Origin of the sequence: Mycolicibacterium pulveris (genome assembly GCF_010725725.1) — a bacterium.
In the GTDB taxonomy this organism is placed as follows: domain Bacteria; phylum Actinomycetota; class Actinomycetes; order Mycobacteriales; family Mycobacteriaceae; genus Mycobacterium; species Mycobacterium pulveris.
The window spans coordinates 967,364-989,733 of the sequence record NZ_AP022599.1; the positions used below are offsets into that span (position 1 = coordinate 967,364).

Sequence of the window (22,370 nt, forward strand, 5' to 3'; positions counted from 1 at the left end):
GCCGCCACCAACCCCGCCGTCTGTCGCCGCGTGAGGCGCTCGTGCAGCACCAGGATGCCGAGCAGCACCGGGATCACCGGATACAGCGACGCCAGCGCTCCGCGACGGCCACGATCTGGTGCTGGGTCGCCAGAAAGTAGGAGATCAGGGCGGCCGCGGCCAGCGCTCCGGACGCCAACGCGAGGGCCAGCGGGCCCTTCGGTACGCGCAGCGCCTGCCGCCCGGCCACCACGAGCGCCACGACGAGCACGCCCAGCGCACCGACGCGCCCGGTGGCCACGGGCCAGAAGCCCGACGCCGGCGAAGCCTAGGCGAGCGCGAGATATTGCACGGCGATGCCCACGCCGGCCAGCAGCCCGTCGCCCGCGCCGCCGGAGTGCGCGCCCGCATCTACCTGCCTGCCGCTGGACACCCACCACAGTGCGGGCACCGCGACGGCGATTCCCGTCCACGCGAGCAGGGACGGGCGCTGGTCCCCGAGCACGACGCTGACCACGGCCGACAACGCGATACCGGTGACCGCGCTGGTCGGCACCACCACCGATATCGCGCCGTGGCTCATCCCGCGGAACAGAAAGACCATCCCGGCGGCGGTGCCGAAGCCCGACAGCGCTCCCCACCACAGATCGACCGCCGTCGGTGACGGCGCGATCACCACCAGGGCAGCGATACCCGCGACCACCAACCCCGCGAATTGACCGAGCAATGCGACGACGACATAGTAGGGCCCGCCGAGACGCCAAGCCGCGACGAAGTCCGAGGTGCCGTAGAACAGCGCCGACCCCAGCGCGAAGAGCCAGCCCGTCACCGCGGCGACTGTCTCAGGCTCGGCGCCGCCGACTTATGCATGCGTCATGCATACCCCGATCCCCCCGAATCACGGCAAATCCTCGACGCCGAACTGATCCCGCGGCACCACCACCATCGGCACATCCAGCACCCGCAGCATCTTGGCCGCCGTCGACCCCAGGAACAGCCGCTTGGGCGCGCTGAGCCGGCTCGACCCCACCATGATCAGATCGCCGGCCTGCCAGTCGAGCTTGCCCACCGCGTCCTCGATGGAACGCCCTTCCACGACCATCGATGTCACCGGAAAGCCCTCGGGCAGGCGGAGTTTCGCTGCCTCATGGGTATGTCGCGCATGTGCGAGCGCCCGCTCGCGAACGGCTTCGTCGTCGCCGCGCAACACCCCGAAGACCGGGTCGAGCGCCACCAGCGAAACCAACCGCAACGGAGTGCCTGCAGCGCGGCTGAACCGAACTGCGGTGTCCAGCAACAGATCTGCCCCTTCACGCTGACCGATCGCGCACGTCACCTCACGTACCCGCTCGGCGGACGAGTGCCGGGTGCCGCGCGGCGCGACGGCCACCGGCAGCGGAGCCGAGTGCAGCAGTTCGTTGACCACAGACCCCAGCGAGAAGCTCGCCGCCAGCCCGCCCCCCGAGCCGCCCACGACGATGAGCTCCGCCTCCACCCGCGCCGCCTCCCTGATCAGCGCATCGGCCGACGAATCGTCGAACGCGACCCGGCTGCGCACCACGACGTCGTCGGGCACCGTAGCGCGCGCCGCGGCGAGCCATTCCTCGGCCTGCTCGGTCAGGTGCTCGCGGTAACGGCCGACCGGTGCCACCGACGGCGGCACCCGATCGGCCGGCAGCACCAGGCACAGGTCGAGTTCACCGCCGAGCGTGCGGGCCAGCCGGACCCCGAGCGCCACCGCGTCCGCGCCACCGGGAGTGGCCAGGTATCCAACGACGATCCTCATCGAAACAACCACCGCCCTCTGGCAACGCGGAACGAAGACGCCTCCGCGATCATCCTGTCAATCGGCGGCCGGTGATATCGGTGGATCGACCCGAATGGGTCGAACGTGCACGAGCGTGTCAGTCGCTGTATTCGGCGGCGCCGTCCTCGAGCACCAACCGCGCATCCGAGCCGTCGGGGTTGGCCGCCTCGGTGCGAAACACCGCGTGACCCGGTTCGGTGCGCCAGATCGACGTCGTCAGCGTATCGCCGGGGAACACCGGCGAGGTGAACCTGGCGGCGATCGCGTTGACCTTCCTCGCGTCGTTGCCGCCGAGCTCGGCCACCAGCGCGCGCCCGGCCACACCGTAGGTGCACAGCCCGTGCAGGATCGGCTTGGGAAACCCGGCGAGCTCGCGCGCGAACCAGGGGTCGCTGTGCAGCGGGTTGCGGTCACCGGAGAGCCGATAGATCAGCGCCTGGTCCTCGCGTGTGGGCAGGGCGATCTTCGAATCCGGTTCGCGGTCAGGGATTTCCGGCGCCGGCGGGCGCTGACCTGGCTGTCCGCCGAAACCGCCTTCGCCGCGGATCACCGCCGTGGTCAACGTCTCGGCCACCACCTTGGAGGTGTCGGGATCGGTGCCGGTGGCCTTGAGCATGACGATGGCGTTCTTGCCCTCGCCCTTGTCCTGGATGTCGGCGACCTCGGCGACGACGCTGAGCTTGCCCGCAGGCGGCAGCGGCTCATGGAGCCGGATGGCCTGCGAACCGTGCAGCAGCATGGCGAAGTTGAACGATCCGAGCAGGGCCGCGGCCGCGAACGGCAGGCAGGCGATGACGGCATAGGTCGGCAGCACCTGCTGCTCGATGCCGTGGCTGTTCTCGGTCGTGAACTGCAGATCCGCGGTTCCCGCGCCGACACCCAGCGCATAGAGCAGCGTGTCGCGGTCGGTCCATTCGAACAATTGCGGGTCGGCCTTGGCGCCTATGGAGTTGGGGTCGAGGGGCATAGACGGACGATAGCGGTGCGGCACCGCGCGCATTGACGTTTCCCCCGGCAGGGGTGACGATGCTCGAATGACTTATGTCGTTACCGGCGGTACTGGGTTTATCGGTCGCCGCGTGGTGTCCCGGCTGTTGGCCCGCGACGACGAAACCCAGGTGTGGGTGCTGGTCCGCAGGGGGTCGTTGGCGCGGTTCGAGCGGCTCGCCGCGGACTGGGGTGATCGGGTCAAACCGCTGGTCGGCGACCTGACCGCACCGGCGCTCGGGCTCTCCGACCGCACGGTCGGCGAGCTGGGGGCCGTCGACCACATCGTGCACTGTGGCGCGATCTACGACATCACCGCGCCCGAGGCCGCCCAACGCGCCGCCAACGTGGAGGGCACCCGTGCGGTCATCGAGCTGGCGCTGCGGCTGGACGCCACGCTGCACCACGTGTCCTCGATCGCCGTCGCGGGCCGCCACCGCGGCGAGTTCACCGAGCAGGACTTCGACCTCGGCCAAGACCTGCCGACGCCGTATCACCAGACCAAGTTCGAGGCGGAGCTGTTGGTCCGCTCGGCGCCGGGGTTGCGGTTTCGGGTGTACCGGCCGGGTGTGGTGGTCGGTGATTCGCGCACCGGCGAGATGGACAAGGTCGACGGGCCCTACTACTTCTTCAGCGTGCTGGCCAAACTGGCCCGTCTGCCGTCGTTGACACCGGTGGTGCTGCCCGATGCCGGCCGCAACAACATCGTGCCGGTGGACTTCGTGCTCGACGCGTTGGTGACGCTGATGCACAGCGACGGCCGCGACGGTCAGACGTTTCATCTCACGGCCGCCAAAACCGTTGGCCTCAGGGGTATTTACCGCGCAGTCGCGAAAGAGGCCGGTTTACCGCCCCTGCGGGGATCGTTGCCGTCGGCGACGGCGACGCCGTTCCTGCGCGCCACCGGCCGGGCCAGGGTGTTGCGCAACATGGCGGTCACCCAGCTCGGTATTCCGGGCGAGATCCTCGACGTCGTCGACCTGATACCGACGTTCACCGCGAACCACACCGCAGAAGCGTTGCGCGGCACCGGGATCGCGCCGCCGGAGTTCGCGTCGTACGCACCGCGGCTGTGGCGCTACTGGGCCGAGCACCTCGATCCCGACCGCGCCCGCCGCGACGATCCCGCGGGGCCGCTGGTCGGCAGGCATGTCATCATCACGGGCGCCTCCAGCGGGATCGGCCGGGCGTCCGCGATCGCGGTTGCCGAACGAGGTGCGACGGTGTTCGCGTTGGCGCGCAACGCCGATGCGCTCGACGAGCTGGTGGCCGAGATCCGCGCCACGGGCGGGCAGGCGCACGCGTTCACGTGCGACGTCACCGATTCGACGTCGGTGGAGCACACGGTCAAAGACATCATCGGCCGGTTCGGCCACGTCGACTACCTGGTCAACAACGCGGGCCGGTCGATCCGGCGCTCGGTGCTCGCCTCCACCGACCGGCTGCACGACTACGAGCGGGTGATGGCCGTCAACTATTTCGGTGCGGTCCGAATGGTGTTGGCGCTGCTGCCGCATTGGCGTGAACGCCGGTTCGGTCACGTGGTGAACGTATCGAGCGCCGGTGTGCAGGCACGCAATCCGAAGTACAGCTCATATCTGCCGACCAAGGCCGCGCTGGATGCCTTCGCCGACGTGGTGGCCACCGAGACGCTCTCAGACCACATCACGTTCACCAACATCCACATGCCGCTGGTCCGCACGCCGATGATCGTGCCGTCGCACCGGCTGAACCCGGTGCCGGCGATCAGCCCGGAACACGCGGCGGCCATGGTGGTGCGGGGCCTGGTGGAAAAGCCGGCCCGGATCGACACCCCGCTGGGAACGCTCGCCGATTTCGGCAACTACCTGACCCCGAAGCTGTCGCGACGCCTCCTGCACCAGCTCTATCTCGGATATCCCGACTCCGCGGCGGCCCGCGGGCTGGCGCGCGGACGGTCGTCGACGCCGGCGCGGCACCCGAAGCGCCCGACGAACCCGCAGGCGTCGCTTCGGGTGCCCAAGCCGATCAAGCGCGCGGTGCGCCTGGTACCCGGTGTGCACTGGTAATCGCCCCGACCTATCGTTGGCGGTGTGAGCGCACTGCCGGTCTTCGTCGACGTGGACACCGGCGTCGACGACGCGATGGCACTGGTGTATCTGTTCGCGAGCGAGGAAGCCGAGGTTGTCGGCATCGCTTCGAGCGCGGGAAACGTTGCGGTCCAACAGGTTTGCCAGAACAATTTGGCGCTGCTGGATCTGTGCAGCGTCGACGTACCGGTGTCGAAAGGCTCCGCGAGCCCGCTCACCGCCCCGTTGCGCACCGCCGAGGACACCCACGGTCCCGAGGGCATGGGCTATGCGCAGCTACCCGCGACCGCTCGCGGGCTCACCGAGTACGACGCCGCGCAGGCTTGGGTGCGGGCGGCCCAGGAGCATCCGGGTGAGCTGATCGGGGTGGCCACCGGGCCGTTGACGAACCTGGCGCTGGCGCTGCGCAGTGAGCCGGCGCTGCCGCGGCTGTTGCGTCGGTTGGTGATCATGGGCGGAGCGTTCGACTACCGCGGCAACACCACCCCGGTGGCCGAGTGGAACATCAGCGTCGATCCCGAGGCCGCGGCCGAGGTGTTCGAAGCCTGGGGTTCCGGGACGGCTTCGGGTCTGCCGATCGTGTTGGGGCTGAACCTGACCGAAAACATCGCGATGATGCCGGAGTTGATGGGCCGGCTGGCTGCCGAAGCTGGGTCCTCCACGCGACCGATGAGCGCTCAGGACCCGCGCGGCACCAGATCCTCGGCGTCCAATCCGTTGATCGCGGTGCTCGAAGACGCGATGCGGTTCTACTTCGAATATCACTTCGCGCACAACGAGGGCTATCTCGCGCATCTGCATGACCCGCTGGCCGCCGCGGTGGCGCTCGACCCCGATCTGGTCGAATGTCGGCGTACCACGGTCGATGTCGAACTCACCGGCACGCTGACACGGGGAATGACGATCGCCGACTGGAGCAACCTGTGGGCCAGGGAGCCCAACGCGCTGGTCGGCGTCGACGTCGATCCGGCGGCGTTCTTCGACCGGTTCATCGCGCGCGTCGGCGCGTTCGCCAAGTCTTCTCTCGGCGAGCAGGCGTGAAAACCCCTAAAATGGTGCCCAATTGGGGGTTTTCACGTCTGCTCGCGAAAGAGCGCTACTCGTAGATGCCCTCGAGATACCAGCGCCGCTGCCGGTAACACAGCAGCAGGGCTAGCGCCGGGTCGGTGTCGAGCAGCACCTGCACACGCGCCGTCCGCCCCACCTTGGCCCGCTGGGGATCCCACCACCGTTCGTCGACGGGCCACGGCCCGGCCCACCAGGACAACGTCCCCCCTCTGCCCGCTCCGGTCAGCCGCGCCGGATCCGTGGAGAACAGCCCACGAGCGGTCACCCGCACCGGATTGCCGTCGGCGTCGACCAACTCGACCGGGTCGTCGAGCAGCACGGTCGGTGACGGTTCGGGCAGCTGACCTGGCCACGGCTGGCGGGGATCGGCCCGCGGCACCTGCTCGTCGCCCAGCGGTGTGAACGTGATGCGCTCGGCGGGCCCTCGACCGCCGGACAGCACGGGCATCTGCACCGCCTCGGGGCCGAGCAGCCCCTGGACCCGCACCAGCGCGCGATAGGCACTGTCGGTCATCTTCGCTGGGGGTCCCCACAGCGGCAGCTGCAACGCCTCGGCCGAAACCACCTCGACCGGGCGCAACCGGATCGTCGTGATGGGCGCGGTGGGCCGCTCGTCGGGGTGGCGTCTGTTCAGCCAGCCGTCGAGCTGCCAGCGCACCCGATCGGCGGTGGCGTCCTCGGTCAGCGGCTCCGCGCAGCGCCAAACCCGTTCGAGCTCTCCACCGTTGGCGGTGACGGCGTGGATGGCCAACCGGGTGCATCCCACCCCGGAGGACTCGAGGCTTCGATGCAGGCTGCTGGCCAGCGATCGCCCGGCGAACGCCGCGGCGTCCACCCGGTCGATGGGCGGGTCGCAGTTCATGACCGCGTCGAGTTCGACGGCGGGTTCTGCGCCAGAGGGCCCGCGGGCAGGCTCGCCGCACGCGAACCGGTGCGCCACCACGCCGTCGGCGCCGAACCGCGAGGCGACGTCGCTGCGCGACAGCGCCGCGAACTGCCCGATGCTGCGGATCCCCATGCGCCACAGCAGGTCTGCCAACTCCTGCCGTCCGGGGTCGGCCAGGCTCGGCTCGGCGGCCAGCTGCCTGATCGACAGGGGCGACAGGAACGCCGCGTCCTCCCCCGGCTCGACGATCCGGCCCGCCCGGGCGGCGAACACCGCGGTGGGCAGCTGATCGGCGATGCCGACCTGGCATTCGGCTCCGGCCGCGGCCACCGCGTCGATCAGTCGCTGCGCGGCGGCCTCTTCGGAACCGAAGTAGCGGGCCGCTCCGCGGATCGGCAGCACCAGCAGGCCGGGGCGCAGCACCTCGGCCCGCGGCACCAGGTCGTCCACCGCGGCCGTGACGGCCTCGAAGTGGCGGGCGTCGCGCGCCGGATCGGCGGTGACCACATGCAGTTCCGGGCAGCGCGCCTGCGACTCCCGCCGACGCAGTCCGCGCCGCACACCGGCCGAGCGGGCCGACGCCGAACACGCGACGACGCGGTTGGCCAACGTCACCGCGATCGGGGCCGTCGGCGGTAGGCCCGCCGCGGCGGCCGCGGCGACCGCGGGCCAGTCCATGCACCAGATGGCCAGAACGCGGGACTGCATCGCGCACTCACTGCGCGACCGTGGCCAGCCCGGCCCGGCCCATGGCCCGCATGGTCAGCCGCACCTTGCCGATGCGGCCGAACCCCGGGCGGGCGGGGCCGGCGATCTCATAGCCACAGACCCGGGCCTCCAGCCTGGCGGATGCGCCCTGCCAGTCGCCGTCGGTGACCAGCAGCGTGCAGCCCTTCTGCCGAGCCCGGGCCACCACCGCCCGCGCCCGGGTGGCCGGCACCGTGCGCCCGCCCAGACCGAGCACCACCAGGTCCATCCCGTCCATCAGGACCGCGGCCACCTCGACGGGGTCGGCTCCGGGTTCGGGGATGACGGCGATCCTGCTCAGATCGGCTCCCATCTCCACGGCCGCCAGAAGGCCGACATCGCGCTGCCCGACGATCGCGGCGTGCCCGCCGTCGGCCGTCACCGCCGCCACCAAGCTCAGCGGCAGCGACCGCGCCCCCGACACCACTGCCACCGTCCCGCGCGGCAACGGCTTCGACAGGAGCTCTGCATGGGTTTCGGGTACCGGCAGCAAAGATTCCGAGGTTGGCAACGGGTCCGCCGACGGCGCGGCGCCGCTGCGTCCGAGACCCGCCTTGCCGGAGACCGCCGCTATCTTGCGACGCAGGTGTTCTACCTGTTCAGCGCGGGTAAGCTGGCGCTGATCCAGGTCCATGGCCGCTGTCACAGCAGCACCTCCTGCATCATCTGATTCATCGGGTGTTCGAATGTATGTTCGATATCGTCAGTAAACACTTCCCCACCGACTGCGTCAAGCGCACTTTAAGAGCGCGAGCAGACGCTTACACCCCCGAAAAGTGGCGTTTTTGGGGGTTTTCGCGTCTGCTCGCGGAAAGGAGCTAAATCACTCCCACTCAATGGTGCCGGGCGGCTTGCTGGTGATGTCGAGCACCACGCGGTTGACCTCGGACACCTCGTTGGTGATGCGGGTGGAGATGCGTTCGAGCACCTCGTAGGGCACCCGGGTCCAGTCCGCGGTCATGGCGTCCTCGCTGGACACCGGACGCAACACGATCGGATGGCCATAGGTGCGGCCGTCGCCCTGCACCCCCACCGACCGGATGTCGGCCAGCAGCACCACCGGGCACTGCCAGATCTGGTGGTCCAGGCCGGCCGCGGTCAGTTCCTCGCGGGCGATCGCGTCGGCGCGCCGCAGCGTGTCCAGCCGATCCGCGGTGACCTCACCGATGATCCGGATCGCCAACCCCGGTCCCGGAAATGGTTGGCGTGCAACGATTTCCTCGGGCAATCCGAGTTCACGGCCCACCGCGCGGACCTCGTCCTTGAACAGCAGCCGCAACGGTTCGACCAGCTTGAACTTCAGGTCGGCGGGCAGACCACCGACGTTGTGGTGGCTCTTGATGTTGGCGGTGCCCGATCCACCGCCGGACTCCACCACATCGGGATACAGCGTGCCCTGGACCAGGAATTCCACATCACCGTCGTTGGCGCCCAACGTATCTCGCACCGCACCCTCGAAGGCGCGGATGAACTCGCGGCCGATGATCTTGCGCTTGCCTTCGGGGTTGGTCACCCCGGACAACGCCTCCAGAAACCGCTTCTCGGCGTCGACGGTGACGAGTTTGGCGCCGGTGGCGGCGACGAAATCACGTTGCACCTGGGCGCGTTCCCCGGCCCGCAGCAGACCGTGGTCGACGAACACACACGTCAGCCGGTCCCCGACGGCGCGCTGCACCAGCGCAGCGGCCACCGCCGAATCCACCCCACCGGACAGCCCGCAGATCGCCCGTCCGTTGCCGATCTGGTTACGCACCTCGTTGACGAGCGCGTCGGCGATGCTCGCGGCGGTCCATGTCGCGCTGAGGCCCGCGAACTCGTACAGGAACCGGCTGAGCACCTGCTGACCGTGCGGCGTGTGCATAACCTCTGGGTGGTACTGCACGCCGGCCAGGCGACGCTCACGGTTCTCGAAAGCCGCGACGGGTGAGCCGGGGCTGACCGCCACCACATCGAACCCGTCAGGCGCCTCGGTGACCGCGTCGCCGTGGCTCATCCACACCGGCTGAGTGTCGGGCAGATCGGAATGAAGTTGTCCCCCCGTGACTTTCAGCTCTGTGCGGCCGTACTCGCTGGTGCCGGTCTTGGCCACCGTTCCGCCGAGCGTCTGGGCCATCGCCTGAAAGCCGTAGCAGATGCCGAACACCGGCACCCCCAGGTCGAACACCGCCGGGTTCAGCTGCGGCGCATCTTCGGCGTAGACGCTGGCGGGCCCGCCCGACAGCACGATGGCCTGCGGGTCGCGGGCCATGATCTCCTCGACGCTGGCGGTGTGCGGGATCACCTCGGAGTACACCCGCGCCTCCCGGATCCGGCGCGCGATCAGCTGCGCGTACTGCGCTCCGAAGTCGACCACCAACACGGGTCTGGGTGCTGACGATGTCACCCGGTCAGTCTAGTTGGCGCGAACAAAACGTCGCTCCTCGTTACCTGCGCCACGAAGTGGGAATGGTGACAGACAATGACCGGTAACCGTCCGAGGACCCCAACGCCCTGAAGCGAGGAGCACCGTGCATGGTCTGCCGAACCACATCCGCGCCTGTCTGTTCGACCTGGACGGGGTCCTGACCGACACCGCCGGCGTGCACAAGAAGGCGTGGCAGGCCATGTTCGACGACTTCCTGCGTGCCCGTGCGCAACGCAGCGGCGAGCCGTTCGTGCCGTTCGACGTCGGGGCCGACTACCTGCGCTACGTCGACGGCAAGAAGCGCGAGGACGGAGTGCGCTCCTTTCTGGCCAGCCGCGGCATCGAACTACCGGACGGAGACCCCGACGACGGCACCGCCGCCGAGACGGTGTTCGGCCTCGGTAACCGCAAGAACGAGATGTTTCACCGGGTGCTGCGCGCCGAAGGGGTGACGGTGTTCGACGGCTCCCGCCGCTATCTCGAGGCGGTGGTCGACGCGGGCTTCGGCGTCGCGGTGGTGTCCTCGAGCGCGAACACCCGCGAGGTGCTCGAGGTGACCGGTCTGGACAAGTTCGTCCAGCACCGGGTCGACGGTGTGGTCCTGCGGGAGGAGAACATTCCCGGTAAGCCCGCCCCGGACTCGTTTCTGCGGGCGGCGCAACTGCTCGGCGTCCAACCCGGCGAGTGCGCGGTGTTCGAGGACGCGATCGCCGGAGTGGCCGCGGGGCGGGCTGGTAACTTCGGCTACGTGGTCGGGGTGGACCGCGTCGGGCATGCGGAGGCTCTGCGCCGCAGCGGTGCCGATATCGTCGTGGCCGACCTGATGGAGCTTCTCACGCAATGATGACCGACGAGCTTTACCCGGTAGAGCCGTGGCACATCCGCGAAACCTCGCTTGATCTATCGATTCTGGACGAATCGGAGTCGATCTTCGCCTTGTCCAATGGCCACATCGGCATACGCGCCAACCTCGATGAAGGCGAGCCACACAGCATTCCGGGCACCTACCTGAACTCGTTCTACGAGGTTCGTCCGTTGCCCTATGCCGAGGCGGGCTACGGGTATCCGGAAGCCGGCCAGACGATCGTCAACGTCACCAACGGCAAGCTGCTGCGCCTGCTGGTCGACGACGAACCGTTCGACGTCCGCTACGGCGACCTGCTCGAGCATGAACGCGTGCTGGACATGCGCGCCGGCACGCTGACCCGAAACGTGCGGTGGCGGTCACCGGTGGGCAAGGAGGTCAAGGTCGTCTCCACCCGCCTGGTGTCGCTTGACCAGCGCGGTGTGGCCGCGATCGAGTACATTGTCGAGGCCGTCGAACAGTTCGCCCGCATCACCGTGCAGTCCGAACTGGTGGCCAACGAGGACCTGCCACCCACCTCCGCCGACCCGCGGGTCGCGGCCGTGCTCAACCGCCCGCTGGAGGCGGTGCACCAGGAAAGCACCGTCAACGGCGCGGTCCTCATCCACCGCACGCGCGCGAGCCAGTTGATGATGGCCGCCGCGATGGACCACGAAATCGACGTGCCCGGCCGTGTCGAGGTGAGCACCGACACCTCAGAGGACTGGGCCCGCACCACGATCATCTGCGGGCTGCGGCCCGGGCAGCGGCTGCGCATCCGCAAGTATCTGGGCTACGCATGGTCGAGCCTGCGGTCCCGCCCGGCGTTGCGCGACCAGGTCGCGGGTGCGCTCAGCGGTGCCGAATACACCGGCTGGCAGGGCCTGCTGGACGCCCAGCGCGCCTATCTCGACGACTTCTGGGACTGCGCCGACGTCGAAGTGGAAGGCGATCCCCACATCCAGCAGGCCGTGCGGTTCGCGTTGTTTCACGTGCTGCAGGCAAGCGCGCGCGCCGAGCGGCGCGCGATTCCCAGCAAGGGGTTGACCGGAACCGGCTATGACGGTCACGCGTTCTGGGACACCGAGGGTTTCGTGCTTCCGCTGCTCACCTATACGGCGCCCTATGCCGCCGCCGATGCGCTGCGGTGGCGCGCCTCGACGCTGGATCTGGCCAAAGAGCGCGCCGAGCTGCTCGACCTCCATGGGGCCGCGTTCCCGTGGCGCACGATCCGTGGTGAGGAGTGCTCGGCATACTGGCCGGCGGGCACCGCGGCTTTCCACGTCAACGCGGATATCGCCATGGCGTTCGAGCGGTATCGCGTTGTGACGGGCGATGATTCGCTGGAGCTCGAGTGTGGGCTGAAGGTGTTGGTGGAGACGGCCAGGATGTGGCTGTCGCTCGGCCAGCACGACCGGCACGGGGTATGGCACATCGACGGCGTCACGGGGCCCGACGAGTACACCGCGGTGGTGCGCGACAACGTGTTCACCAACCTGATGGCGGCGCGCAACCTGCGCGCGGCCGCCGACGCCTGCCTTCGTCACCCTGATGCGGCCAACGACATGGACGTCACCGCCGACGAGATCGACGCGTGGCGCCATGCCGCTGCGACCGTTCACATTCCGTTCGACGAGGAGCTGGGCGTCCACCCGCAGTGCGAGGGGTTCACCACGTTGCGGGAGTGGGACTTCACTGCCAACACCGCCTATCCCCTGCTGCTGCACGAGCCGTACGTGCGGTTGTACCCCCAGCAGGTGGTCAAGCAGGCCGATCTGGTGCTGGCAATGCATTGGGAGAGCCACGCTTTCACCCCCGAGCAGATGGCACGCAACGTCGACTACTACGAACGGCGCACCACCCGCGACTCGTCGCTTTCGGCCTGCACGCAAGCGGTGATGTGCGCGGCGGTCGGGCATCTGGAGTTGGCCCACGACTACACCTACGAGGCCGCGATGATCGACCTGCGCAATCTGCACCACAACACTCGCGACGGCCTGCACATGGCCTCGCTCGCCGGCACCTGGTCGGCGCTGGTGGCCGGCTTCGGCGGGCTACGCGACGACGAAGACGTGCTGGCACTCGACCCCCGCCTGCCGGCGACGCTCAAACGCCTGAAATTCCGGTTGCGCTGGAAGAACTTTCGGCTCACCGTCGACGTCAACCACCAAGACGTCACCTACACCCTTCGCGACGGGCCCGACACGTCGCTGACGATCCGCCATGCCGGCGAAAACCTCGAACTCAAGACCCAATATCCGACGACGGTCGCCGTCAGGCCCATCGAACCGTTGCTGCCGCCCCCGCAGCAGCCACCGGGCCGGGCGCCGATGCGCCACAAGACCTCCGGCTAGGCCATCTGCTTGCCGACGGGCAGGCCGCCGGTGGCCTCGAAGATGACCCGGCGCCCGATCTCCACCGCGTGGTCGGCGAACCGCTCGTAGTAGCGCCCGAGCAGCGCCACGTCGACGGCCGAGCAGACACCGTCCTGCCACCTGTGGTCGAGCAACAGCGTGAACAGGTGGCGGTGCTCGTCGTCGACCGCGTCGTCTTCGTGGTGTAGCCGGGCCGCCTTGTCGGGATCCGGCGCGATCAGCACCTCCTGGGCGATTCTGGCCAGTTGCACGGCCCTGCCGCCCATCTCGGCGAAGCTGGCGCGCACCTCGTCGGGCAGCGCGCATTCGGGGTGGCGCAGCCGGGAGATGCTCGCGACGTGCACCGCGAGCGCGCCCATCCGCTCGATGTCGGCGCTGATCCGGATGGAGCCGACGATGGTGCGCAGTTCCCCGGCCACCGGTTGCTGCAGTGCGAGCAGTCGGATCGCGGTCTCCTCGGCCCGCCGATTCAGCATCGCGATGTGCTCGTGGTCGGCGATCACCTGCTCCGCCAAGGTCAGGTCGGCGTCGAGCAGCGCGCGCGTCGCGCGTTCCATCGCGGCGGCGGTCAGTCCACACATCTCGGCCAACTGGGCGCACAGTGCCGACAACTGCTCGTGATATGCGGTTCGCATGGCCGTAACCTTCCCTCATGCCGCGTCCGGCCCCCCGATGGGGCACTGCGTACCCCGATCGGCCGCGGCTCAACCAGTCGAGCTGACCGGCTCGATCGGCAGCCGCAGTGCCGCGGGGGCGTCGGCGGGCACCGCCGGATGCCTCGGCGGAACCGGCGTCAGCCGCTTGTAGGGCTCGCCCTGCGCCGGACGCAGGTCGGCCTCGCCCTTGTTGGGCCACAGCGACGCCGCCCGCTCCGCCTGTGCGGTGATCGAAAGCGACGGGTTCACACCGAGATTCGCCGAGATGGCCGCCCCGTCGTGCACCGACAGCGTCGGATAACCGTAGACCCGCTGATACGGGTCGATGACGCCGGTCCGCGGGCTGTCGCCGATCGCGGCGCCGCCGAGGAAATGCGCGGTCAGCGGGATGTTGAACAGCTCGCCCCAGGTGCCGCCCGCGACGCCGTCGATCTTCTCGGCGATGCGGCGGGTGACCTCGTTGCCCACCGGGATCCACGTCGGGTTGGGCTGGCCGTGGCCCTGCTTGCTGGTCATCCGCCGCAACCCGAACCTGGTGCGCTCGGTGAACGTGGTGATCGAGTTGTCCAGGTGCTGCATGACCAGCGCGATGACGGTGCGTTCGCTCCAGCGCCGGACGTTGAGCATGCGCAGCGTGCCACGCGGGTTGGCGGCGGCATTGCGAATGAACTGCCGCCAGCGCGGCACGTCGGTGCCCTCCGGTCCGTCGCCGTCGGTCATCAGCGTCTGCAACAGGCCCATCGCGTTGGAGCCCTTGCCGTAACGCACCGGCTCGATGTGGGTGTCCGGGGTCGGGTGGATGGACGACGTGATCGCCACCCCGTGCGTGAGGTCGAGATCGGGCGACACCTTGTACTTGCCCGCGCCGACGATCGACTCGGAATTGGTCCGCGTCAGCACTCCCAGGCGATCGGACAGCTGGGGCAGCTTGCCGTTGTCGCGCATCTTGAACAGCAGCTTCTGTGTGCCCCAGGTGCCCGCAGCCAGCACCACGTGCGTGGCGGTAAGCGTGCTCTTCTTCTTGCGCACCCAGGCGCCGGTACGCACGGTTCTGACCTCCCACAAGCCGTCGGCGCGCTGCTGGAAACCGGTGACGGTTCTCATCGGAATCACTTCTGCCCCAGCCTTTTCCGCCAGGTACAGGTAGTTCTTCACCAACGTGTTCTTGGCGTTGTGGCGGCAGCCGGTCATGCACTCGCCGCCCTCGATGCAGCCGGTGCGCGCCGGGCCCGCCCCACCGAAGTACGGGTCGGGCACCGTCTTGCCCGGCGTCTTGGTGCCGTCGGGCCCGAAGAACACGCCGACCGGGGTGGGCACCCAGGTGTGGCCGACGCCCATCTCGTCGGCGACCTCCTTGACGATGCGGTCGGCGTCGGTGAACGTCGGGTTGGTGACCACGCCGAGCATGCGCTGCGCCTGGTCGTAGTGCGGCATCAGCTCCGCGCGCCAGTCGGTGATGTTCTTCCACTGCGGGTCGTTGAAGAACGGGTCCGGCGGCACGTACAGCGTGTTGGCGTAGTTCAGCGATCCGCCGCCGACCCCGGCGCCGGCCAGAATCATCACGTTGCGCAGCAGGTGGATCCGCTGGATGCCGTACATGCCGAGCTTGGGCGCCCACAGGAACTTGCGCAGGTTCCACGAGGTCTTGGCGAAGTCCTCGTCGTTGAAGCGCCGACCCGCCTCGAGCACCCCGACGCGGTAGCCCTTCTCGGTGAGCCGCAGCGCCGTCACGCTTCCGCCGAACCCCGAACCGATGATCAAGACGTCATAGTCAGGTCTCATCAAACCAGTATGGCCCGCGCACGAGCAGACGCGTATACCCCCATTTCAGGGCCGATTTAGGGGTTTTCGCGACTGCTCGCGGCCGAAACGTCAGCTTCCGACCGTCAGCCCGACCTTCTGGAACTCCTTGAGGTCGCAGTAGCCGGCCTTGGCCATCGACCGGCGCAGCCCGCCGACCAGGTTCAGCGAGCCGAACGGGTCGTCGGAGGGCCCGTTGAGCACCTGCTCCAGCGACGGCCGCTCCCCGAGCGCCACCTGCAGCAGCGCACCGCGCGGCAGCGACGGGTGGGCGGCCGCGGCCGGCCAGAACCAGCCCCCGCCCAGCGCCTCGTCCGACACCGCCAGCGGGGTGCCGAGCACGACGGCGTCGGCGCCGCAGGCGATCGCCTTGGCCAGATCGCCCGAGGTGTGGATGTCTCCGTCGGCCAGCACATGCACGTACCGACCGCCGGTCTCGTCGAGGTATTCGCGCCGCGCCGCGGCGGCGTCGGCGATCGCGGTGGCCATCGGCACGCTGATGCCGAGCACCTCGTCGCTGGTGGTGACGCCCTGCGTGGAGCCGTACCCGACGATGACGCCGGCCGCACCGGTCCGCATCAGGTGCAGCGCGGTGCGGTGGTCGAGCACGCCGCCGGCGACCACCGGCACGTCGAGTTCGGAGATGAAGGTCTTGAGGTTCAGCGGCTCACCGTCGGAGGCGACGCGTTCGGCGGACACGATGGTGCCCTGGATGACCAGCAGGTCGATCCCGGCGGCGATCAGGGTCGGGGTCAGCGCCCGCGCGTTCTGCGGGCTGACCCGCACGGCCGTGGTCACCCCGGCGTCGCGGATCTGGGCGACCGCCGCGCCGAGCAGGTCGGGATCCAACGGCGCCGAATGTAGTTGCTGCAGAAGGCGAATCGACGCCGACGGTTCGGGCTCCTTCTCAGCGGCCTGGATGACTTCGGCGATCTTGGCCTCGACGTCGGCGTGCCTGCCGATCAGGCCCTCGCCGTTGAGCACGCCCAGCCCGCCGAGGCGGCCGAGCGCGATCGCGAACTCCGGCGACACCAACGCGTCGGTCGGGTGCGCGACCACCGGGACCTCGAAGCGGTAGGCATCGAGCTGCCACGCCGTCGAGACGTCCTTCGACGACCGCGTGCGCCGCGACGGCACGATGTTGACGTCGTCGAGTTCGTAAGTGCGGCGGGCGGTTCTGCCCATGCCGATTTCAACCATGTCACGCATGACCAATGGATCCCCTTAGCGGGCGTAGTAATTCGGCGCTTCGACGGTCATCGTGATGTCGTGCGGATGGCTTTCCTTCAGCCCCGCCGCGGTGATCTGCACGAACTGCGCCTGCTGCAATTGCTCGATGGTGGCCGATCCGGTGTAGCCCATGGCCGCCCGCAGCCCGCCGGTGAGCTGGTGGATGACGGTGGACAACGGGCCGCGGAACGGCACCCGGCCCTCGATGCCCTCGGGCACCAGCTTGTCCTCGGACAGGGCGTCGTCCTGGAAGTAGCGGTCCTTGGAGTAGGACCTGCCAGTACCCCCGGCGCCGCCGCGACCCTGCATCGCACCAAGGGAGCCCATGCCGCGGTAGCTCTTGAACTGCTTGCCGTTGACGAAGATCAGCTCGCCGGGGGACTCGGCGGTGCCCGCCAGCAGCGAGCCCAGCATCGCCGTCGACGCCCCGGCGGCCAGCGCCTTGGCGATGTCGCCCGAGTACTGCAGGCCGCCGTCGGCGATCACCGGCACTCCATGCGGACGACAGGCCGCCACCGCTTCGAGGATCGCGGTGATCTGGGGTGCGCCGACGCCGGCGACCACCCGGGTGGTGCAGATGGAGCCGGGGCCGACGCCGACCTTCACAGCGTCGGCGCCCGCATCGACGATCGCGGCCGCGGCGGCGCGGGTGGCGACGTTGCCGCCGACCACCTCGACGCGGTCACCCAGCACGGTCTTGATGCGGTGCACCATGTCGAGCACGCCGCGGTTGTGCGCGTGGGCGGTGTCCACCACGAGCACGTCGACGCCGGCGTCGACCAGCGTCATCGCGCGCGTCCAGGCGTCGTCGCCGACCCCGACGGCCGCGCCGACCAGCAGCCGGCCGTCTTCGTCCTTGGTGGCCAGCGGGAACTGTTCGGTCTTGACGAAGTCCTTGACCGTGATCAGGCCCGTCAGCTTGCCGTGCCCGTCGACGATCGGCAGCTTCTCGATCTTGTGGCGGCGCAGCAGCCCCAGCGCGGCCTCCGCGGACACCCCCTCCTGCGCGGTGATCAGCGGCGCCTTGGTCATCACCTCCGAGACCGGCTTGGACTGGTCCACCTCGAAGCGCATGTCGCGGTTGGTGATGATCCCGACGAGCGAACCGGTGTCGTCGACGACCGGCAGCCCGGAGATCCGGAACCGGGCGCACATCGCGTCGACCTCGGCCAGGGTGTTGTCCGGTGAGCAGGTGACCGGGTCGGTGACCATGCCGGCCTCGGAACGCTTGACCGTCTCGACCTGGCCGGCCTGCTCGGCGATCGGAAGGTTGCGGTGCAGTACCCCCATGCCGCCGGCCCGCGCCATCGCGATCGCCATCCGCGACTCGGTCACGGTATCCATCGCCGAGCTGACCAAGGGCACCTTCAGCCGCACCTTCTTGGTGAGCTGGCTGGAAGTGTCGGCGGTGGCGGGGACCACGTCGGATGCCGCAGGCAGCAACAACACGTCGTCGAAGGTGAGCCCGAGCATCGCGACCTTCGTCGGGTCATCACCGCCGGTCGGCACCGGCACGGCGAGCGGAACGCTGCTTTCAGCGATCGACATGGATGGGCCTCCAGTGACGAGGACTGTCGTCGAGCTAGGTCCCCATCCTATCGGCATCGACGTCCGCCGTTCGGTGCCACACGGTGTTCCGGATCGCCCGGCGCCATGCCGCCCCACGGCTGGCGCAAAATGAGTGCGGCTGCGTAGGGTGGAGGCGTGCGTGATCACCTGCCACCGGGTTTGCCACCCGACCCGTTTGCCGACGACCCGTGCGACCCCTCCGCCGCGCTCGACGCCATCGAGCCCGGCCAACCGCTGGACCCGCAGGAGCGGACGGCGGTCGAGGCTGACCTCGCCGACCTGGCGGTATACGAGGCGCTGTTGGCGCACAAGGGCATCCGCGGCTTGGTGGTGTGCTGTGACGAATGCCAGCAGGACCACTATCACGACTGGGACATGCTGCGGGCCAACCTGCTGCAGCTGCTCGTCGACGGGACGGTCCGGCCGCACGAACCGGCCTACGACCCGGAACCCGACGCCTACGTGACCTGGGATTACTGCCGCGGCTACGCCGACGCCTCACTCAACGAGGCGACGTCGGACACCGACGGCTACCGCTGAGCGCTACTCCTTCACGTCCCGCACGCCCAGACCGATCTCGCGCCGAGATCGACGAATGGTGTGATCCACTCGCACTTTCCCGCCCAGAGGGACATCTGGGCGGGCTACTCGTCGGCGTCGTCAGCTTCGGGTACCACGGTGGTGGTGATCACCGTTCTCGGTGCCTGCGTGGTCGGTGCCTGTGTGGTCGCCTGCTGAGTCGTCTGTAGCTGCGTAGTGGCGGTCGCCTGTGTGGTCGCGGGCTGTTGCGTGGTGGGCGCTTCGATCGCCTGCGGTTCCTCCGAGGGTGTCGGCGACGGCTCGGCGACGGTCGACGTCGGCAGCGGGGTCGACGGCGCCGGAGTCGCCGACGGCGTCGGCGTGGGCGTCGGCGTCGGCGTCGGCGAGGGCAGCACCGTAGCCGAGGATGGCGGCGGCTGCTGCGCTGACGTGGTCGGCGCCGGCGTCGGGGACGGGCTCGGCGTCGGTGACGGGCTCGGCAACGTCGACGACGGCACGCTCGTGACATCCGACGGCGACGGCGCGGTGGTGTCCGACGGCGACGGCGTCGGGGTGTCCGACGGCGGAGTTGTGGTGTCGGACGGCGACATCGAGGTCGGCGTCGTGGTGTCGAGCACCGCGACGGGCACCTCCGGGAACACCGGCGGCGGCACATCCGGCGGGATGGTCGCGGCCGCGTCCTGAGCCTGAACCTTCACGGTCAACTCTTGCCACTCGCTGACGAATTCCTGTTTGCGCTGCACATCTTCGACGGTCGCCACGGTGGTGGTCAGCGTCTGCAGCTTGTCCTGAGCGGCTTGCCAGTCGCCCTGTTCGATCAGCTGCTGCACCTCGGCCAGCTGCTGTGATGCCAGCATCACCGGGTCGTCACGGGTGGCCTGCTGCTCGCCGAACAGCATGGTGCGCAGACCGTACAGGGCGTCGCCCGGTCCGGCGCCGGCGACGACGGCGCCGAAGCCGCCGATGCACAACACCGCCGCCGCCACCGATCCGAGGACCGCCAGCGACGTGCGGGTGCGCCGGCGCGCGGCGGTCGCGCGATCCAACGCCAACACCGCGTCACGAGGGGTGACGGTCGCGGTCAGCGGGGCGTCGCGCACCTCGTCGCGCCACCCGGCCAACAGCTGCGCCAATTCGGCCTCGCCGGGATCGGTGGCGTAAACCGGCTGTTCGTACGCCAACGAGTCCAGGAACCGGTCGGTGCGGTTGATCTCGTTGAGGGACGGGTCGCCCCCGTTTGCGTTCCAGCGTCCGAAGTCAGGCATGGTCGTGCCGCCCTGTCGCGATGATCTCCTGCTTCAGCCGCGCCAGCGCGCGATGCTGGGCCACCCGGACAGCCCCCGGAGTACTTCCGACCGCCTCGGCGGTTTCCTCGGCGCTCATGCCGACGACCACACGCAAGATCAGGATTTCGCGCTGCTTCTCGGGCAGCACGGCCAGCAGCTTGTTCATCCGCTCCGACGACTCGGCGTCGAGGGCCATCTGCTCGGGCCCGGCGTCCAGCGAGTACCGCTCCGGCACGACATCCGTCGGGTCGGAACGATTCCTGGCCGCTGCGCGGTGTGCGTCAGCGAGCTTGTGTGCAGCTATGCCGTACACGAAGGCCAGGAACGGTCGTCCCTGATCCTTGTAGCGCGGCAGCGCCGTGATGGCGGCCAAGCACACCTCCTGAGCAATATCGTCTGCTGAAAGCCCACTGCGCTCCGCTGCCCCCACCCTTGCCCGGCAGTACCTGACAACGATGGGACGGATGGTTTCCAGCACCTGTCGGAGTGCGTCTCGGTTGCCCGCCACCGCCTCAGCAACGACAGCATCGAGACGTTCTCTCGAAATTGTCATCGTGGGCGATCTCTCCAGCGTTACGAACCGGTGGCAGTCCGGCGGGACGGCTCAGCTAAACAATAACTTTCAGGATGACGTGCCTTTGTCCACGTGGACGGCCCACACGCCGCCCCGTGACCGGACTGTGTCGGCGGATTCGTCGCGGATGGCGACCATCTGGCCCGAAGAACACGTCGCGCTGCCGATATCGGCCAGCAAGCAGGCCAACGCCCAGCGCAGCGGGATCATTCCGAGCCGCTCGGTTTCGGCCAGCGCGGCGTCCGCGACGCGGCGGGCAGCGTCGAGGTCACCGGCGCTGCACAGCGCGGCCGCGCGCACGACGTCAGACTTCACCGCGTGTCGCGCCGAGCCGAGCGTCGCGGCGGCCTCGACGGCCTGCTCGGCATGGCGCACCGCCTGTACGCCCTCGCCGCGGGCCATCGCCAGCTCCGCGCTCACCCACGCCAGCCGCACCGGAAGCCGTCCGCTCACCGCGTCCGAAAGGCGCTCGGCGGCCCGGTGCAGTGCGCGTTGTGCCGCCGCGAACCGGCCCAGCCCCAGGGCGTCGGCGGCCAGCCCGATCAAGGCGTCGGCCGCGGCCTCGGCGTCGGAATCCGCGAGTGCGGACGCTCGGCCGTCCCAGCCGCGCGCGTCGGCGTGCCGGCCGAGCTGACGCAGAAACGACGCATAAGTGCTGTGCGCCAGCGAAGTCAACGGCCCGTCGCGCTGGGTTCGGCACAGACGTGCGAGGTCTGCGCGTGCGCTGGCGTAGCGCCCCTGACCGCCTGCGGCGACCGCGCGAAGCCACAGCTCGTCCGGCGTCGCGGCGGCCGGCAGCGGCCAGCGGCCGGGATCCTCCCCGAACGCGGCGTCGGCCAACACCGCCGCGGAGGCAGATGTAGTCATCGGATCGCAGACGCTATCAACGACACGCGGGCCCCACGAGTTTGGTTAACAGTTGGTGCTGCCGATGTTAAATCCAAGTAACCCGATTCGCGCGTGTTCGTGTTTGCTGGATTACCTCGCGACGACGCGATCAGGCGAAACGGCGGCCGCCGTGGTTCGGGGCGGGTTCGCCTAGCACGAATCACGGCGCGTAAAAGACCCAAGGATGAACGTGAGGTAAATTCTTGGCCTGCGGTTATGGCCTTCCGCACGCCCCGGAACTATTGACGAGATTTGATGAGCCCACCTACTTTGTGGGCACGAGTAGTCATCGGCGACTTGCGCTCGGATCAGTTCCAGAACTCACGTGTTCACCCGTTTGCCGGGTTCACGTAGAGAGGGGTTCTCCAATGCCTTTGCCGCAGCAACTACCCGGACCCAACGCAGACGTTTGGGATTGGCAGATGGCCGGACTGTGCCGGGGCGTCGATTCCGCTATGTTCTTTCATCCCGACGGCGAGCGCGGCCGCGCCCGCGCCCAGCGCGAGAGGCGCGCCAAGGAGATGTGCAATCAGTGCCCCGTCATCGCGCAGTGCCGCGCGCACGCGCTGGCCGTCGGCGAGAGCTACGGAATCTGGGGCGGCCTCACGGAGTCCGAACGCGAACTGCTGCTGAAGCGGGGCATCCGCCGCGCCTCCTAGCC

At 69.0% G+C, this 22,370-nt stretch carries 20 protein-coding genes; 6 read left to right on the forward strand and 14 right to left on the reverse strand.

Annotated features, from left to right (window positions below; translation table 11 throughout):
* Window positions 1–73: 73 nt before the first annotated feature.
* From G6N28_RS26955 to G6N28_RS04975, 4 genes are all read right to left on the reverse strand, one after another.
* The gene (locus tag G6N28_RS26955) at window positions 74–280 is read right to left on the reverse strand and encodes a hypothetical protein (RefSeq protein ID WP_235674467.1); all 207 of its coding nucleotides are present in this window, start codon (window positions 278–280) and stop codon (window positions 74–76) included.
* A 27-nt stretch (window positions 281–307) separates the two neighbouring features.
* Window positions 308–808, reverse strand: a complete 501-nt coding sequence (locus G6N28_RS26960) for a DMT family transporter (RefSeq protein ID WP_235674468.1) — start codon at window positions 806–808, stop codon at window positions 308–310.
* A 69-nt stretch (window positions 809–877) separates the two neighbouring features.
* Complete coding sequence (locus G6N28_RS04970) at window positions 878–1,765, reverse strand: universal stress protein (RefSeq protein WP_163897594.1); 888 nt, start codon at window positions 1,763–1,765, stop codon at window positions 878–880.
* Window positions 1,766–1,883: 118 nt separating this feature from the next.
* The gene (locus G6N28_RS04975; RefSeq protein ID WP_163897597.1) at window positions 1,884–2,753 is read right to left on the reverse strand and encodes a MaoC family dehydratase; all 870 of its coding nucleotides are present in this window, start codon (window positions 2,751–2,753) and stop codon (window positions 1,884–1,886) included.
* A gap of 67 nt (window positions 2,754–2,820) precedes the next feature.
* Here G6N28_RS04975 and G6N28_RS04980 point away from each other — a divergent pair, with 67 nt between their 5' ends.
* Entirely contained in the window at window positions 2,821–4,821 is a 2,001-nt protein-coding gene (locus G6N28_RS04980; protein WP_163897600.1) for an SDR family oxidoreductase, read from the forward strand.
* Window positions 4,822–4,845: 24 nt separating this feature from the next.
* Complete coding sequence (locus G6N28_RS04985; RefSeq protein ID WP_163897603.1) at window positions 4,846–5,883, forward strand: nucleoside hydrolase; 1,038 nt, start codon at window positions 4,846–4,848, stop codon at window positions 5,881–5,883.
* A gap of 55 nt (window positions 5,884–5,938) precedes the next feature.
* On the opposite strand, the gene G6N28_RS04990 is transcribed toward G6N28_RS04985, so the two are convergent.
* From G6N28_RS04990 to guaA, 3 genes are all read right to left on the reverse strand, one after another.
* Window positions 5,939–7,504, reverse strand: coding sequence for a DNA polymerase Y family protein (locus tag G6N28_RS04990; RefSeq protein WP_163897605.1), 1,566 nt, complete (start codon window positions 7,502–7,504; stop codon window positions 5,939–5,941).
* A gap of 7 nt (window positions 7,505–7,511) precedes the next feature.
* Window positions 7,512–8,189, reverse strand: coding sequence for a DnaE2-dependent mutagenesis accessory factor ImuA' (locus G6N28_RS04995; RefSeq protein ID WP_179962018.1), 678 nt, complete (start codon window positions 8,187–8,189; stop codon window positions 7,512–7,514).
* A gap of 177 nt (window positions 8,190–8,366) precedes the next feature.
* Window positions 8,367–9,926 (reverse strand): glutamine-hydrolyzing GMP synthase, encoded by a 1,560-nt coding sequence (gene guaA, locus G6N28_RS05000; protein WP_163897608.1) that lies wholly within the window; start codon window positions 9,924–9,926, stop codon window positions 8,367–8,369.
* A 124-nt stretch (window positions 9,927–10,050) separates the two neighbouring features.
* On the opposite strand from guaA, the gene G6N28_RS05005 reads away from it, so the two are divergent.
* Both G6N28_RS05005 and G6N28_RS05010 read left to right on the forward strand, forming a co-directional pair.
* Window positions 10,051–10,791, forward strand: coding sequence for a beta-phosphoglucomutase family hydrolase (locus G6N28_RS05005; RefSeq protein WP_163897611.1), 741 nt, complete (start codon window positions 10,051–10,053; stop codon window positions 10,789–10,791).
* Window positions 10,788–13,145: a glycoside hydrolase family 65 protein gene (locus tag G6N28_RS05010; RefSeq protein ID WP_163897614.1), complete on the forward strand. Its 2,358-nt coding sequence runs from the start codon at window positions 10,788–10,790 to the stop codon at window positions 13,143–13,145. Before G6N28_RS05005 ends, G6N28_RS05010 begins: the two co-directional genes overlap by 4 nt.
* Here G6N28_RS05010 and phoU read toward each other — a convergent pair.
* The 4 genes from phoU to guaB all read right to left on the reverse strand — a co-directional run bounded on the left by phoU (window position 13,142) and on the right by guaB (window position 18,400).
* Window positions 13,142–13,801: a phosphate signaling complex protein PhoU gene (phoU, locus tag G6N28_RS05015; protein WP_163897617.1), complete on the reverse strand. Its 660-nt coding sequence runs from the start codon at window positions 13,799–13,801 to the stop codon at window positions 13,142–13,144. The two genes, G6N28_RS05010 and phoU, sit on opposite strands and share 4 nt — an antisense overlap.
* 69 nt (window positions 13,802–13,870) lie before the next feature.
* The gene (locus G6N28_RS05020; protein WP_163897620.1) at window positions 13,871–15,604 is read right to left on the reverse strand and encodes a GMC oxidoreductase; all 1,734 of its coding nucleotides are present in this window, start codon (window positions 15,602–15,604) and stop codon (window positions 13,871–13,873) included.
* 90 nt (window positions 15,605–15,694) lie between these two features.
* Entirely contained in the window at window positions 15,695–16,822 is a 1,128-nt protein-coding gene (locus tag G6N28_RS05025; RefSeq protein ID WP_179962170.1) for a GuaB3 family IMP dehydrogenase-related protein, read from the reverse strand.
* A gap of 24 nt (window positions 16,823–16,846) precedes the next feature.
* A complete protein-coding gene (gene guaB, locus G6N28_RS05030) occupies window positions 16,847–18,400 on the reverse strand; it encodes an IMP dehydrogenase (RefSeq protein ID WP_163897626.1) in 1,554 nt (517 codons plus the stop codon).
* A gap of 156 nt (window positions 18,401–18,556) precedes the next feature.
* Here guaB and G6N28_RS05035 point away from each other — a divergent pair, with 156 nt between their 5' ends.
* The gene (locus G6N28_RS05035) at window positions 18,557–18,961 is read left to right on the forward strand and encodes a DUF5319 domain-containing protein (RefSeq protein ID WP_003882245.1); all 405 of its coding nucleotides are present in this window, start codon (window positions 18,557–18,559) and stop codon (window positions 18,959–18,961) included.
* Between the two features lie 104 nt (window positions 18,962–19,065).
* On the opposite strand, the gene G6N28_RS05040 is transcribed toward G6N28_RS05035, so the two are convergent.
* From G6N28_RS05040 to G6N28_RS05050, 3 genes are all read right to left on the reverse strand, one after another.
* Window positions 19,066–20,226 carry an anti-sigma-D factor RsdA gene (locus tag G6N28_RS05040; protein WP_163897629.1) on the reverse strand — a complete coding sequence of 387 codons (1,161 nt, stop codon included), beginning with the start codon at window positions 20,224–20,226 and terminating at the stop codon, window positions 19,066–19,068.
* The gene (locus G6N28_RS05045) at window positions 20,219–20,800 is read right to left on the reverse strand and encodes a sigma-70 family RNA polymerase sigma factor (protein WP_163897631.1); all 582 of its coding nucleotides are present in this window, start codon (window positions 20,798–20,800) and stop codon (window positions 20,219–20,221) included. The genes G6N28_RS05040 and G6N28_RS05045 overlap by 8 nt, the downstream gene beginning before the upstream one ends.
* A gap of 69 nt (window positions 20,801–20,869) precedes the next feature.
* Window positions 20,870–21,688, reverse strand: a complete 819-nt coding sequence (locus G6N28_RS05050; protein WP_163897634.1) for a hypothetical protein — start codon at window positions 21,686–21,688, stop codon at window positions 20,870–20,872.
* A 389-nt stretch (window positions 21,689–22,077) separates the two neighbouring features.
* On the opposite strand from G6N28_RS05050, the gene G6N28_RS05055 reads away from it, so the two are divergent.
* On the forward strand, window positions 22,078–22,368 hold the full coding sequence (locus G6N28_RS05055; protein WP_163897637.1) for a WhiB family transcriptional regulator: 291 nt from the start codon (window positions 22,078–22,080) through the stop codon (window positions 22,366–22,368).
* The last annotated feature ends 2 nt before the right edge of the window (window positions 22,369–22,370 follow it).

Bases quoted from the DNA above. Each gene is read 5' to 3' on its own strand.
- G6N28_RS04970 (WP_163897594.1), bottom strand. From the start codon at position 1,765: ATGAGGATCGTCGTTGGATACCTGGCCACTCCCGGTGGCGCGGACGCG.
- G6N28_RS04975 (WP_163897597.1), bottom strand. From the start codon at position 2,753: ATGCCCCTCGACCCCAACTCCATAGGCGCCAAGGCCGACCCGCAATTG.
- G6N28_RS04980 (WP_163897600.1), top strand. From the start codon at position 2,821: ATGACTTATGTCGTTACCGGCGGTACTGGGTTTATCGGTCGCCGCGTG.
- G6N28_RS04990 (WP_163897605.1), bottom strand. From the start codon at position 7,504: ATGCAGTCCCGCGTTCTGGCCATCTGGTGCATGGACTGGCCCGCGGTC.
- G6N28_RS05010 (WP_163897614.1), top strand. From the start codon at position 10,788: ATGATGACCGACGAGCTTTACCCGGTAGAGCCGTGGCACATCCGCGAA.
- phoU (WP_163897617.1), bottom strand. From the start codon at position 13,801: ATGCGAACCGCATATCACGAGCAGTTGTCGGCACTGTGCGCCCAGTTG.
- G6N28_RS05020 (WP_163897620.1), bottom strand. From the start codon at position 15,604: ATGAGACCTGACTATGACGTCTTGATCATCGGTTCGGGGTTCGGCGGA.
- G6N28_RS05025 (WP_179962170.1), bottom strand. From the start codon at position 16,822: ATGGTTGAAATCGGCATGGGCAGAACCGCCCGCCGCACTTACGAACTC.
- guaB (WP_163897626.1), bottom strand. From the start codon at position 18,400: ATGTCGATCGCTGAAAGCAGCGTTCCGCTCGCCGTGCCGGTGCCGACC.
- G6N28_RS05040 (WP_163897629.1), bottom strand. From the start codon at position 20,226: ATGCCTGACTTCGGACGCTGGAACGCAAACGGGGGCGACCCGTCCCTC.
- G6N28_RS05045 (WP_163897631.1), bottom strand. From the start codon at position 20,800: ATGACAATTTCGAGAGAACGTCTCGATGCTGTCGTTGCTGAGGCGGTG.
- G6N28_RS05050 (WP_163897634.1), bottom strand. From the start codon at position 21,688: ATGACTACATCTGCCTCCGCGGCGGTGTTGGCCGACGCCGCGTTCGGG.
- G6N28_RS05055 (WP_163897637.1), top strand. From the start codon at position 22,078: ATGCCTTTGCCGCAGCAACTACCCGGACCCAACGCAGACGTTTGGGAT.